The organism is Aquimarina spongiae (assembly GCF_900141785.1).
In the GTDB taxonomy this organism is placed as follows: domain Bacteria; phylum Bacteroidota; class Bacteroidia; order Flavobacteriales; family Flavobacteriaceae; genus Aquimarina; species Aquimarina spongiae.
On record NZ_FQYP01000008.1, the window covers coordinates 249626 to 263877 of the forward strand.

The 14252-nt window shown below is 34.6% G+C and carries 17 protein-coding genes; 14 read left to right on the forward strand and 3 right to left on the reverse strand.

Annotation, left to right across the window (positions count from 1 at the left end; all coding sequences use genetic code 11):
• The first annotated feature begins 18 nt into the window (after positions 1-18).
• From traM to BUE24_RS18520, 14 genes are all read left to right on the forward strand, one after another.
• Positions 19-1194, forward strand: coding sequence for a conjugative transposon protein TraM (gene traM, locus BUE24_RS18455; RefSeq protein WP_073319314.1), 1176 nt, complete (start codon positions 19-21; stop codon positions 1192-1194).
• A gap of 1 nt (position 1195) precedes the next feature.
• Positions 1196-3544, forward strand: coding sequence for a TraG family conjugative transposon ATPase (locus tag BUE24_RS18460; protein WP_073319317.1), 2349 nt, complete (start codon positions 1196-1198; stop codon positions 3542-3544).
• A gap of 13 nt (positions 3545-3557) precedes the next feature.
• Positions 3558-4403 (forward strand): DUF4138 domain-containing protein, encoded by an 846-nt coding sequence (locus tag BUE24_RS18465; RefSeq protein WP_073319320.1) that lies wholly within the window; start codon positions 3558-3560, stop codon positions 4401-4403.
• A 2-nt stretch (positions 4404-4405) separates the two neighbouring features.
• Positions 4406-4921, forward strand: a complete 516-nt coding sequence (locus tag BUE24_RS18470) for a hypothetical protein (protein WP_073319323.1) — start codon at positions 4406-4408, stop codon at positions 4919-4921.
• A 20-nt stretch (positions 4922-4941) separates the two neighbouring features.
• On the forward strand, positions 4942-5619 hold the full coding sequence (locus BUE24_RS18475) for a hypothetical protein (RefSeq protein WP_073319327.1): 678 nt from the start codon (positions 4942-4944) through the stop codon (positions 5617-5619).
• A gap of 62 nt (positions 5620-5681) precedes the next feature.
• A complete protein-coding gene (locus BUE24_RS18480) occupies positions 5682-6224 on the forward strand; it encodes a hypothetical protein (RefSeq protein WP_073319329.1) in 543 nt (180 codons plus the stop codon).
• Between the two features lie 7 nt (positions 6225-6231).
• Positions 6232-6780 carry a hypothetical protein gene (locus BUE24_RS18485; RefSeq protein WP_139242046.1) on the forward strand — a complete coding sequence of 183 codons (549 nt, stop codon included), beginning with the start codon at positions 6232-6234 and terminating at the stop codon, positions 6778-6780.
• The gene (locus BUE24_RS18490; protein ID WP_073319333.1) at positions 6767-7354 is read left to right on the forward strand and encodes a hypothetical protein; all 588 of its coding nucleotides are present in this window, start codon (positions 6767-6769) and stop codon (positions 7352-7354) included. Before BUE24_RS18485 ends, BUE24_RS18490 begins: the two co-directional genes overlap by 14 nt.
• A gap of 7 nt (positions 7355-7361) precedes the next feature.
• Positions 7362-8249 carry a hypothetical protein gene (locus tag BUE24_RS18495; RefSeq protein ID WP_073319335.1) on the forward strand — a complete coding sequence of 296 codons (888 nt, stop codon included), beginning with the start codon at positions 7362-7364 and terminating at the stop codon, positions 8247-8249.
• A gap of 2 nt (positions 8250-8251) precedes the next feature.
• Positions 8252-8533: a hypothetical protein gene (locus tag BUE24_RS18500; protein ID WP_073319337.1), complete on the forward strand. Its 282-nt coding sequence runs from the start codon at positions 8252-8254 to the stop codon at positions 8531-8533.
• 35 nt (positions 8534-8568) lie between these two features.
• Positions 8569-8937 (forward strand): hypothetical protein, encoded by a 369-nt coding sequence (locus BUE24_RS18505; protein ID WP_073319339.1) that lies wholly within the window; start codon positions 8569-8571, stop codon positions 8935-8937.
• Positions 8938-9119: 182 nt separating this feature from the next.
• The gene (locus BUE24_RS18510; protein WP_073319342.1) at positions 9120-9746 is read left to right on the forward strand and encodes a hypothetical protein; all 627 of its coding nucleotides are present in this window, start codon (positions 9120-9122) and stop codon (positions 9744-9746) included.
• A gap of 6 nt (positions 9747-9752) precedes the next feature.
• Entirely contained in the window at positions 9753-10190 is a 438-nt protein-coding gene (locus BUE24_RS18515) for a PH domain-containing protein (protein ID WP_073319345.1), read from the forward strand.
• Positions 10191-10225: 35 nt separating this feature from the next.
• Positions 10226-10984: a LytR/AlgR family response regulator transcription factor gene (locus tag BUE24_RS18520; protein ID WP_073319348.1), complete on the forward strand. Its 759-nt coding sequence runs from the start codon at positions 10226-10228 to the stop codon at positions 10982-10984.
• A 95-nt stretch (positions 10985-11079) separates the two neighbouring features.
• Here the strand turns inward: BUE24_RS18520 and BUE24_RS18525 are convergent, their stop codons facing one another.
• The 3 genes from BUE24_RS18525 to BUE24_RS18535 all read right to left on the reverse strand — a co-directional run bounded on the left by BUE24_RS18525 (position 11080) and on the right by BUE24_RS18535 (position 14165).
• On the reverse strand, positions 11080-11583 hold the full coding sequence (locus tag BUE24_RS18525) for a hypothetical protein (RefSeq protein ID WP_073319351.1): 504 nt from the start codon (positions 11581-11583) through the stop codon (positions 11080-11082).
• 341 nt (positions 11584-11924) lie between these two features.
• Entirely contained in the window at positions 11925-12719 is a 795-nt protein-coding gene (locus BUE24_RS18530) for a putative adhesin (RefSeq protein WP_073319355.1), read from the reverse strand.
• Between the two features lie 342 nt (positions 12720-13061).
• Complete coding sequence (locus tag BUE24_RS18535) at positions 13062-14165, reverse strand: LytR/AlgR family response regulator transcription factor (protein ID WP_073319358.1); 1104 nt, start codon at positions 14163-14165, stop codon at positions 13062-13064.
• Positions 14166-14252 lie beyond the last annotated feature (87 nt).

Sequence of the window (14252 nt, forward strand, 5' to 3'; positions counted from 1 at the left end):
CCTAATACATTAAAAGTTATGGACAAAAAAAAGAAAATCATTGTAGGCGCTGTAGGAGTTGGATGCTTCTTACTACTTATTATCATGATTAAAATGGTAGTATTTCCAGGGGACAAAAACAAACCGCAAAAAAGCCAACTGGTAATAAGCACTCCAGAGGTCATCAAAAAGAAAATAGAAAACAAATCAAAAATTGAACACTACGACAGAGAATCTCTGAAGAATATCGGGAAAAATGATATTGTCAAAGGGTTAGGAAATGTCGGTAAAGAAGAAGAAGAATTATTTATTGAAGAGGCGCTTATCGTAGAAGATACCACCCTGCAAAATCCAAATCAATTGGGAGGTCTGGGGAAAGGCTCTTTGAATCCTCAAAACACTTCTGCACTAGCATATCAACAAAACTCCGAAGATGAGGAACTAAGACAACTTATGGCTTTGCAAGAACAGTTATTAGCACAGGCTAATGCTCCAACACCAACGTCAAATGATGCTGCTGATATACAGGAGATTCAAAAACTTCTGGCCGCATACGATCAATATAGCGCTAACGGTGAAAATACAAATCAGTTAACGCCAGATAAAATTTCGGAAATAGGTACTAGTGTTAGTGAAAAATTGATTGGCCAAATCAACACACAATTTCAGTCGCAAAACTTTTTTCACGGAGCACAATCTTCAAATGATGACAACAAAGTACTGGGGTTAATTCCGGCAGAAACAATAGACGATCGATTCCTGGTTAACGGTAGTACTGTTGCTATACGAACCAAAAAAGAAATACGTCTTACCAATCCCAGAGTTGTAATTCCAAAAGGAGCTGTCGTATACGGTAAAGTTTCCTTTGGCACCAACAGACTTTTGATTGATATCGATAGCTATAAAACAAAGAACACATTGTATAAACTAGATTTTACACTGTTTGATTTTGATGGACTGGAAGGCATACACTTAGACAGTCGTACCTGGCCCAAAATTCCAGGGAAAGTAGCCAAAGACGTCTATGATTACGCTTACCAAAGAGGTACACAAGCTGCTGGTTTTGGAAGCGAAAATAACAGTGTCAACCTGGAAGAAGCAAAGGATATCGCCATTCTATCGGCAGCCAAGGAAATCGGCAATGAAGTGTTCGAGAAAAGAAAGGTTTTTATGCCTAAGAAATATCACTTATGGTTTAACATCAACACCCAATAACATGAAAAGCGAAGCGATACAAAAAATATTTCCAATCTATGCTGTAGAAAATGACATGATCATTTCTAAAAATGGAGATATCACCTTAGGATTTAAATTACAGTTACCACAGATCTATTCTTTAGATCGAGAAGGAATCAACAGAATCAATCAATTGTTTGATAAGATCATTCGTTCACTTCCTGAAAATACGATCATCCAAAAACAAGATTACTTTTTTGTGGATAAGATCAAAGAAGCAGTAACCGAAGGAGAATTGATGTTATCCAGAAGTGACAATAAATTTTTCTACGAAAAACCAACATTGAGTCATGAATGCTACCTGTTTATTACCAAAGACTCTAAAAACAAAATAAGCCTCACCAGCAATGCAAAATTATACGACAAGTATATGGAGGAGGTAAAAGATTTTATTCAGGTAGTCACTACAAGTATTTCATTCCTGTCTAAAGAAGATTTTTTTACGGTAGACTCTTTAGGCTCTGAAGAAATTATACAAGTATTAGGAAAGTACATTTCTCTATCCCAAGAAGGGCAACAGTCCATGCAGGATCTATTTTTTGACAAACAATTAAAAGTTGGAAACAAAGTAGCAGAGATGTATGCCATAAGCTCATATAATCAATTACCATTGACTATACAGACTACAAAGAAAAACATCGATTTCTCGACGCAAAAAACCGATTTTCAGATTCCATTTATACAACCAGTTTGTCTGGGCTTAGAATGCAATCACATCTATAATCAGGTAATTTATATCGAAAATTCTGAGAAGGTATTTTCAAAACTAAAAACAAAGTTAAATCAGTTTAAAAGTTTAGCCATTTTATCCAAAGAAAATGAAGTCACCTACAATCAAATTGATCAATTGGTGAACGAAGTTATCGAAAATGAATTACGATTTGTATACCAACACTTCAATATCATTTTGTGGGATATTAATGACGAAAAACTCGAAAACCATAAAAATCAATTAGAGAATGCATTCAAGGAGTTATCCATTACTCCTTATCAAATCAAGAACTCGTTAAAAGACTTGTTTTTTTCTAACCTACCTGGTGCCTGCACATCTGTTCCTGAATTGTACAAATTTATAGGCATTTCAGAACAAACACCAATCTTACTAAATTTTGAAAGTTATTACGAGGGAAATAAAGATGGAATATTACTTACTGACCGTAAAAACGGTGCACCGGTACGATTAGATTTATGGATAGAGCCTGTAAAAAGAGGACTAATCGTAAACAGAAATCGTTTGATATTTGGTCCATCAGGAACTGGAAAATCTTTTTTAATCAACCACATCGCCAGTCAGTATTATGAGCAGGGCCATCATATCGTAATGATCGATATTGGTAATTCGTACAAGAAATTATGTAACCTGGTAAAAGGACAATATTATGCCTATGATCCAGATGTTCCTTTAGAATTCAATCCTTTTCACTTTCATCATATCGATGAGGTTAATAATGATAAAAAGATATTTCTAACCTCACTAATTATCTTTTTATGGAAAGGTGATGACCCTTTCAAAAGAGAAGAAAAACAGATTATTGGCCTATATCTCGATGCCTATTATGAGTCTTTCGAAAAGGAACAAAGCGGCTACCCTTGTATGTCTTCCTTTTATGAATTTGTTGACCAAAATCAGGTAATGGAGGATGAAGAAAGGTATTTTGATAAAGTAAGTTTTCAGTTATCACTTCGTGATTTTCATGATGGTAAATACAGTAAAATTCTAAACTCAGAAAAACCAATAGATCTGGTACAGGAACGATTTATTGTATTCGAAATGGATAATATTAAAGACCACCCTATTCTTTTCCCATTGGTTACGATGTTATGTATCGATGTGGTGATGAGTAAAATCCGAAAAATACCTGAAGCCAAAAAATCCATCTTCATCGATGAGTGTTGGAAACCAATTTCCAAAGGAGAAATGGCACAGTTCATCAAATACCTATATAAAACCGTGCGAAAGTTCTATGGAGAAGTAGCCATTGCTACGCAAGACGTAGAAGATATTTTGGACACTCCTGCAGGACCAGCAATGATCAACAACACGGATACTATGATCTTGTTGTCTCACAAAAAGAAAATGGCGACCAAAGACAAATTTGCACAGTACTTATCCTTTAGTGAGTCTGATCTGGAAAAATTATTCTCTACCGATAAAAGAGAGGTTTTTATCAAAGTTGGGAACGTATCAAATGTATATAAAGTCACTGTTTCTCCTGAAAGGTATGCCTGTTACTCTTCTAATGCAGACGAAAACAAGGTCATTTTTGATACGTACAAGGAGAAAAAAAATATGGAATTAGCACTAAAAGAATTTGTAGAAAAACTCTAAAAACAAAAACACAATGAAAAAGCAACTCATTCTATTACTTATACTACTTTTTGGGATAAGCAATACCATCAACAGTCAGAACCATTTGGTTCCTCTAGAACAACTGGATACCATAAGAGTATCAGACATAAAAACAACTCATTTAATATTTGATCAGCAAATTGAATATCTAGACGTAGGATCTCCATTTTTTGTAGCAGACACTACAAAACAAATGGTCAAACTAAAGCATATTGGTCAGGAACTGGTAGATGTAAGAACCCAACTTTCTAACCTAACGGTTATTACCAAAGACGGGGGATACTATTCCTTTATCCTAGCCTATCAAAGACTTTTGCAGCACTTGACTTATAAAGTAAAAAGAACTGAAGAATTTGCCGATGCCGTACAGGATAAAATTCAAAAAGAAGAAGATGAAGCCAAAGCTTTGGAAGCATTATGCAACAAGTTAGACAAAAACTACAATAACAAAATACACCTTAAAAATGGAAAATCGGGAGATATAAGAGTTCGGGTTACAGGTATTTTTTACGTAAATGAAAAAATCGGACTCCGCATCGAACTCAAAAACGAATCTACCATTGATTTTGATATTGATCACATCCTTTTCAGGACCAAATTAAAGAAACGGTTTGCTAAAGATTATTTATACCAGGAACGTGTCATTCACCCTTCAGGAATCTGTTCTGACAATTTTGAAATTGCCGGTCAAGGACAGCAAAATATCACTTTGATATTCGACAAATTTATGCTTAACGAAAAGGAAAAATTGAGCATCGATATTTTCGAAACCAACGGAGGCCGATCGGCTACGATGATCATTCCCAGAGAAGAACTATTGAACCCTAAAGTACTGTAGTCATGAAAAAGCAACAAATTATTTCAGTTCTAGTATTCTTCTTGGTCATTAACACTAATTGGGCGCAGATTCCATACTTTGATATTCCGGGATTGGGATTACGAAAAGCTGAAGAAAAATCAGTAAGAGATTTTCAGAAACAAAACCTGACAACGACAGGTGTTTATGCAACTACGGCTGCCTTATCAGTAACTGAAAGATTTACAAGAACCAAATTTCGGGTTAATCCAATAAACCTCGCATTTATTGACTATTCGAAGTATAGTAACATGTGCAGAAGCTATCTCAATCCATTTGAAAAAGCAAAGTGTACAAACAAATATAATTATCTAAAAAATGCACATCAGACCGTGTTGTTTTTCGTAAACACTCCAATTCAAAACGAAGTAAACAATGGAGTTAAAGAGCAAATTTTGTCTAAATACACTGCTATTACCAACACCATTCTGAAAGAATTAGAGATGCTAAAGCTAAAAGCTGAAAAAGATAATTTTTACACACGATTAATCATCAAATAAACGCTTAAAAACAAACACCCATGAAAACGATATGCACACTAGTACTATTATTTCTGTTGGTAGGACAGCAAACATTTGGGCAATTTGTTCATGTTCACACGCACATTAATAATACCGACGCAAATACTCAAGCAAAACTGACTGCTCTTATCACCATTTTGGGAGGAAGAAATGCTTCTTTGACCACATCAAATAACAAATTACAGACTGCCTTAGATAATCATAAAGAACAATTAAGGCTTCAATACACCAAAAATCAGTTTGATCGAGGTACAGGTTATACTACAACCGCTGGAATTTCTGCGCTATTAAGCTTAGGAGCTTCTGGATTAGCAAGAATCCCTGGATTACCCTATATGACTTCAGAAAAACAAGCATACCTAGATGAAGTAACCATGGATAAAGCCTTATTACTGGCATTAAAATCTGTGAGTAAAACCAATATAAAGTCGGCCAAACGGCAGGAAATTTATCGATTGCGAAGCAAATTACTTAGAGAATTCGCCAAAAATGATACCGATGTACGGCAAACCTTATTTATATCGGCGGCTGGTGTAGCTGTACTTAATTACAAGCAGTTTATCAATCTATACAGCCAATTAAATAGAAATGAGAATGATGATGATACAGGGCAAATGGAAAACGATCCTAATGAACTTGATCATAACCAGTTCATAGAATTTTTTGACAAGTTGTAATGTATAGAAACAACCTTGTTGATCCTTAAAGAAACCTATTTATCCATAAAAAACTAATGCAGATGAAAACGAAAATATTGAGTTGCATACTCACACTTATTGGAGCATCCGTGCTAAATGCCCAACAGTTCCCTTTTTTAACAGATCCGGGTTCATTAGCAGGATCAGGAGCAGCATTAGCACTGTATAAACAACTGGATGATGAGGATAAGAAAAACAGGGATAAAATGAAGGCTTTTGGGGTTGATTATATAAAGCGTCAGGTATACTTTATGGGATTTTCTCTGGCAGTAGGAGAAAGAATCTCTAATGAGATTGAAGCTTCTGTTACACGCTATACTACATTAAAGAACAGAAACTCCTCCTTGAGCTTGCTCAACTATTCTAAAAAAAAGGAAAACACCAAAATGTTGGCACTTATAGAAACGATGCTGACTAATATACAACGAGAGGCAAGGAATCAAAAAGGTCTTTTTGTCATCTATGGAGAAAAGATGAATCTGCTGCAGAATATGATGGAATCTCTGGAAGAAATAAATCGAGTATTAGATATCGTAGAAGATAACATAGAACAAACCAAGCTATACAATCGAATTTTTAATTAGAAAGAAGATGAAAAAAATACTGATACATATATGTTTCTCAATGATCATGTATTTGGGGAATGCGCAGGTCGTAATTAATCTAAACGTAAAAGGAAACTTAGAAGATCGTCTTTCACAATCGGCTTATGACCAAATCAATACGTCGAACACAACGCTTGCGGGTCAAGAACTATTAAATAAAGGAAATATTGAACTGCTAACACCAATTTTTAATGAGCAATTAAAAGAACTGACATCGTTTAACTCGAGGTTCGAATTCCAGAAAACTGCGATAAGAACCTTTATTAGCAGTCCTGTTTTTAGCAGTGCCGGAGGATTTAATAGCTACGGGTATATACAAGAAAAATACCCAATCATCAACCCTTTGAGTCCCTCATCTGTTGTTCGGAATACAGTAACCCGAGCCCGTTTCAGAAAAAAACTAAATAAAGAAAGGGATAAGATGATGAAGTACCTTGATAAAAACAACCCTATCCCAGAAGGAGAAAGAGTTTTCCTGGTGCTATCAACTTTAGAAAGTGTAATCAATTTAACCTTAGAAAATGGAAAGTTTTAAATATTTATTCCTGTTCATATGTGGTTTTGCTTTTGCGCAAACCCATTCGGAGAGTATTGCAGACCCTTTGGTGGCAACACACAAAACTGCCATAAGCACAGCACTAGGTGTTGAGTTGAGCTTAAGAAAAAAGCAAGGAGATTTAATCAAAGATCTAGAGGATACCGAAGAGGATTACGATTCGAAACGAAATGTATTCGGCAACTTCAAAACAAATACAATAGTAGTAGCTGCCGTACAAGCTAAACTCGTATTTCTCAACCAAAAAGTAGCGAATATTGAATCTACAATAAATACGCTAAAAGTCGCCTCCTTTGGTTTTGGACAAGGACTCCCCAGATATCAAGATCAACTAGAAATCGAAAAAAGATATTTACAAAAATTACAAGAAGAGAGCGTATTAATAGGCGGAGGAGGAATGTTGGTGAGCGGAGGTACAGGTCATGTATATACCGCATACTTAAAACTACTTATCAGATTAGTGAGAGTAAAAAACAACATCCTAAAAATTGACAAAGAAATAGCGGCAAAAAACAAAGTTGTCACAACATTAAAAAGATTAACATCAAACTGAAAACATCATGGATATTTTTGAAGTATTAGAAGTACTAGGAGATTTTATCTTCAACGGAGACGGAACGATTACAGCATTAAATGGTTTTATTGATGCCCTTATGCCCTACTGCTATCTACTGGCAACCATTATCATGGTGATACTGGTGGCGACAAAGGTAATCACTTATTTTGCTAATCCTTCTAGCAACATGGACCCATATGTATTAGTGAAACCTATTTTGGTATTATCTGCACTGTTTTTATATCGACCACTAGTTGATTTTTTAATTGTTCAACCTGTTGACTTAATAACAGATGCAGTAGAAGCTGCAAGCCTAGAGGCTACCAACATCGGAAACATGAACAGCTTTAGAAACGTTGTAGATCAAGGACTTACAGCATTTGCGGATGGCGATAATAACGATGGAGTAAGTATTTATGATTTTCTACAAGTATCTGCTGCACTAGAATTTATTCACCTACTTATCCAGATTGTTGCCTTGGTAATTATAGGGTTTATATTACTGAAACAGTTGGTATTGAAAGGTATTTATCTCATACTAGGTGTCTTGGTACTGCCACTATCTTTAATCCCATCCAACTTTGAGATTCTTAAAAAATGGTTTTTCGGGTTTTTATCGGTACTGTTATGGTTACCTGTATTAAGAATTTTCCAAACTATTATAGCACTTATTCATAATGCTCCTCTTGAAGGATTTGCGCAACCTTTATTTGCAGTAGTAATGCAGGTAGTAATGATCTACTATATATGGAATGTTCCTAAATACGCCAACTTCCTGGTAAGCAGTGCAGGTGAAAGTGGAGGAAGCATTGTATCAGACGGAATAAATACAGTATCCTCGGTGTATCAGATGTATGGGCTTAGATCATTAGGAAAAAACCAAAATAAATAATCATGGAATACAAAACACCAAAAGTACTTGAAAAAAAGCCAGTAATCGGCGGTTTTGATCTGATGACCATTGTGATCATAGCAGGATGTTTTTTGGCCTTTTTGTTTACTGTATTTGCTTCATTTTTAGGATCATTAGTATTTATCCTAATAGGAATGGCATATGTAAAGATTCAAAAAAAGTATCCTGAAAAAGGAGAGTTAAGCACCCTGCTAAAGTACAATTCCAGCATTAAATGCATACAGGTAGATCAACCGATAACAACTTTAATAAAAACGAAATAAAATTTTAAATAATAACACTTAAAACAAATGTAATCATGAAAACTAGAAAATTTAAAATCAGTAAGAACATCGATGTAAAATCATTAACAACAAAAATGAGTAACTCTAAATGGGTTTGCACCCTTCTATTAACGGTATTGTATATTGCACCAACCTTTGCCCAATCAGACGATATCAACGCGCAAATAAGTACGTGGGGAGATCAAATCAAAACCATACTTAATGCTGTAGTAGGGATTTTCTCTATTGCAGGAGGTTTCTTAATTTTTATTCAGTATATGCAGGGTAACGAACAAGCGCAAAAGAACTTTATTAGATTTATTATTGGTCTAGCCATTTTTGGGTTGGTAGCCTTAATCGCAAATGTTTTCTTACCAGATGTAGGAGGAGATGCAATAGGATAAATTTCAAAAAAGGGTCACCCATATTCTAAGCCAGACCTATTCAAAAATTAACAAGCTGTAAACCCTCATTAAATGAGGTACCTAATATTCCCTTATTCAAGGGAACAAGGAGCTTCTTGTCTAATTTTTAGGGTGACCCTTATCAAAAAACATATTAAAACACACTTTAAAAAACATTAATCATGGATTTACAAACCTTAAAAAACATCCCGGCAAGCTTTGCCCTTGCAAAACGATCACTACTTTATTGTTTACTGGTATCTATTATAATATCAGTAAGTAGTCTAGTCTGGGCTTTTGTAACTACCAATACCATAAAAAACACAGCTTTTGTATTAACCAAAGACGGACAAGCGGCTATGATGAAAGGAATCTCATTGACCGAAGTGGATGAGTTCAGGAATCCAGAAATCAAAAATCACATTAAAATGTTTCATGAAGGTTTTTGGGAAATTGATCAGTTCAATTATGAAAGACGTATCAATAAAGCCTTATACCTATCAGGAAGATCTGGTAAACAATTGTACCAAACGTTGCAGGCTAATGGACATTTGGCCAAAATAGTAAGTCAAAATCTAACGCAAAGCATAGAAATCGACTCGATTAAGATCAATGACAAGATAACGCCATATCAAGCAAAATTATACGGTAAATTAAGAGTATCAAGGACTGATCAAAAGGCCGAAACAGTGAATGATTTCAAAGCTCAATTTGTATTGCATAATGTTTCTAGAACCGATCAAAATCCTCACGGGCTTTTGATTGAAAATTACTTACTGCAATCAAAGCCGGTTACCATTCCAAAATAAAACAATATGCAAACTGAAACTGAAAACAATATTTGGGAGGGATCCCCCTCCCAATGGATGCATTTTCCATTCTATATCGGTTGCAGCCTACTACTCATCATCTACGGTTTAGGATTAGTATTAGCGTTTTATAAATATATAGAAACCAAATGCATTCGACTTCGGATTACTGATCAACGGGTGATTGAGAAACGAGGGATTTTGTCTGTAACTACGAACCAGTTAGAATTATACAGAGTAAAAGACATCAAGTTAGAACAACCGCTGATGCTACGCATTTTTGGATTAGCAACCATTGTTCTCATCACCTCAGATAGTACAAATCCCATCTATAAAATCAAAGGAATCGAAAACGGTCACAAACTCATCGAAAAAATCAGGATATCTATAGACAAAAGAAGAGATGCCAAGGGGGTTAAAGAATACGATTTTATCAACCTGTAATGCCCTTTTTTAAGATCAATTAAAACAACAGAGACATGAACACACAACATATAAATGCCATTATCATCGAAAATGATATCGCAGAGGCTCACCAAATAAAAGCGATTATAGAACAAGAATGTCCAAACATTACCATAGCTGCAATAGGATGCAACCCAATTGAAACGCAAAATGTTATCCAAACTAAAACGTATGATATGATTATTATGCGTCAAAAAACAGGAATAGCCTATGCTTTCAAAATGTTAGAAAACGCTGCTATTGATTTTGATGAAAAAGAGTTGATTTTAATTTCTACACAAGAAGAACATTATATTCAAAAATTCACCAAGGCTGCCGTGGGGAGTATTCTTCCATCCTTTGATTCTAAAGGAATTCAGCAAGTAATCCAAAAAGCAACACAAAGCATTACCCATCAAAAAGAGGCCACTTCATTTTTACAACAAACCTCCGTACAACCAAAACCTTTGAATCTACTGGCAATTCCTTCTACCGATGATGTTAAAATCCTAAAAATAAGTGATATTCTTTATCTACAATCCGAAGGAAAATATACTGTATTTCATACTATCCATGAGAAAAAAATTGTTTCGAGCACAAACCTGGGAGAATACGAAAAGAAGTTGGCGCATAACAACTTTTTTCGGATTCACAATTCCTTTTTGGTCAATATGGATAATATCGTTAATGTTCAAAAAAGAGACGGTGTATATATCGAAATGAATAATCGTGAAATGATCCCAGTAGCTAAACGCAAAAAAGATCCCCTTTTTCAGTTTTTGGGGATCAAATAAACTTCACTAAAATTTTACGCTGACTTATGGTAAATCATAAAAGAAAAAAGTCTAAAAACGATATTGCATTTTTAGACTTTTCAATTATTTGTGGATTATCCAATACCTAATCTTTTACTTCTATTTACGGAGCTTGGTCTTTTTCCGGTATTTTTCGTATTTCTTTTTGACTTTTTAAACGAGCCTGACTTTTCAATAAAATCTTTTGTAAGTTTCTGCTGCTTCTGAGTCCTTTTCTCATATTGATTAGATACTTTCTTTAGATCTTTGCCAATTTTTTTAAGATCCTTTCCAAAGTTTTCGAGGGTTTTCGTTTCAATGGCTATATCAATGGTCTGTTTAGCACGCTCGAGATTCCTAATCAGTTGCCTTTGCATATTAATTTCTTTTTGTAACATATTGATTTCTGGAGATACATCTTTTTGCAACCTTTTTCCCTTTCTTATCAGTCTTTTTTTCTGAGCTAACAGTCTTTTTTCTTTTGCTTCTGCTCGTCTGATTTCAACTTTTCTTTTACTCAATTCTTTCTCCAAGCTTTTTAAACTTGGCCCTCTTTTTCCTGTAATAAACTCCAGGATTTTCTTTAAAAACTCTTTCATATCTGTATGTTTAATTTTTCATCCATTTGATTTTTAATGATGAAACCGGTTATCTTCTTTATCTATGGATAGCATAACTACATGCTGCTGGTAATTGCTTCAATAGTATTACTAGTCTTTGCCATCCCTGTACTGTAAATAATTTAGTGCTATTCATAATATGTTGTTTTAAAGGTTATTGTGATTTACGTTAGCTAAGTAATTAGTTTTAGATATGAATTACTACAGCTAGTTAATAATCGGTGGATTTTAGGTAATACTTGGTAGTTTCAATAAGTATGTTGCAAAATAAAATATCGCAGGTTCTACCTGCGATATTTTCACCTCTTTATTATTGAAGACTACCAAGGAAAACATTTGCTTTTAACCCCTTTGTTTTTTGCTTTTTTAGGCTTTACTTTTTGTTTCACTTTTTTCTTTTCTTTTACTTTTATCTTAGGCTGAGATGCTAATTTGCTAAGATCCGGTGTTTCAGTATTTGTCTTTTCGGTTTTTGGCTTTTTACTTTCTTGTTTTTCTTTATCTAATCTTTTGTTACGCTCTTGACGCTCTTTTTCTTTTCGAGCTGCATTTTCTTCAGGATTCACGTTGGTATCTGGATAATAAACCGGTGTTTGGTTTATAGGACGATCACCCCTACAATGAACCGGAACAACTTTTTTGTATCCTTTTACCTTTAAAGCAGCCATTAACTCCTTAGTATTAGAAGTTTCCCCATCCTTCAATTTCATGGTGACTACACCATTGGTATCTGCAACAGATTGGTATTGTTCGTTTGAATTGGTTTCTCTCTCGTGTTGATTGGTAAAAGAAGAAAGTTCGTAATTGTACATTTGCTCCTGATTATTTTCAGGTCCCGTTTGAGCAGCCTGATAATTTTGTAAGCCTCCCCCAAAAACAAAAGGAGCTTGCAATCCTGCATCCAAATCATATCCGTGAGGGCCTAAATACTGCACATCTAGTCCTTCTACCGTATCAAAAGTTGCTTGTTCAGTACCTTTTACACGCTGATGGTCACCGTGCGCACCAATCATCACTGTTTTAGGTTCTCCATCTTTTGGTGTGAAAATTTCGAATTTCGCTAATATCTCATCAGCTTCTTTCTGAGTCATTTGTGGTTTCTCTTTGTCCGACATAATTCTGTGTTTTAAAAGTTATTATTTATTTTTCGCCTTTTTACAATCGTACTGTTTGATTGTTTATTAAAGGTTGTGAAATAATCACAGGACAATATTAGGCAGGATATTAGCTAAAAAACAGTTGCAATAAACAAATGGTATTATTGAAGTAATAATCGGTAATCAACAACCAAAATCTAAGTCATTTCAGTGATAAAAAATAACCAGAAGCTATTTCAGATTGAGAGTAGTTAATAAAACAAAAATTTGAAGTTCTCGAATAATAACAACTCCAAAAGAAGATTACAGAGATTAGTTTTTATGGAATCATTAGAAAAAATGTTTGTAACAACAATTCACTTATATACTCAACCATTGCCTAAACTCGGCAGCTCTATTTTTACTAATGATGATTTCGACATTGTCATTACCTATAATTAGAATCTTTAACTGACTATTTCCATATCGCACAATCTTTTCGATGGCACTGATACTGATAATAAATTGTCTATTGGCTCTAAAAAAAAGCGAGGCATCCAGGCTTTGATACAACTCATCTAAGCTCAAATTTGAAGTGGATCTTTTTCCATCAATTCTAAAAATATAAGTAATGCTATTTTCGGTTTGCGCATAAGCTATTTGATCTATCGAGATGGGTACCAATTCATTTCTGATATAAGTAAGAATCCTTTGTTTATCAGCTTTTGCAGTAGTTTCTTCGGTTTGTGGTTGACTGGTTTGTTCTGCAATAATTTGTTGTTGATGTGCTATCAAATCTGTGTTTAACTTCGATAAATTAAACAATTCACTCTCTAGCGCACTATTTTTGGATTCCAGTTGTTTTTCGTAAAGTCCTCCTAGGATGCGTACTGCAAAAAAGGAAAGTAAAACAATAAACCCGCCCATCAAAAGAAGAATTCTATAGTAACGGTTTTTAAGTTGCTGGGTTTGGATGGTGATCTTATCCAGATTAAAATTGGCAGCTACCAACAAATCACTTTCTTTCACAGGAGAGATGTGAACTACTTCAGATTGATGTGTTAACTCATCATCTTTTTTTTGACTTACCAATATATCGTATAATTGATCCGTTCTGTCTTCTTTCTCAAAAGCATCCAAAATATTTTGATTAGAATTTACCTTTTCCCCCACTTTGGTCATTTTGGGATGACAGATCAGCTTTCCTGACCAATCCATTACCGAAATGAAGGAAGTCATCTCATCGGTATCATTAATGGCAGATTGCACATTTTCTCGTATCACCTTAAGTTCGACACCACTGGTTAACTGGGTAAATATCAATTGAGCCATCTCATCGGCTTCTCGGGTACTCGATTCTAGCTGAATGGTAATCAACTGATCAGAACTCTCCATAATAAAATGCTTCACACTAAAAGAGGCAACGATCAAAAAGATAACCGTAATAGCGATGAAGGTTAGTAAATGGAGTTGATCCTTTCTCATAAACAAAATATTTACGAGTAAAATTACTACATTTTTTATGCAAAAACCGAGCTAATGGAAAAGAATAAAGCTACTACCTGGAAATAT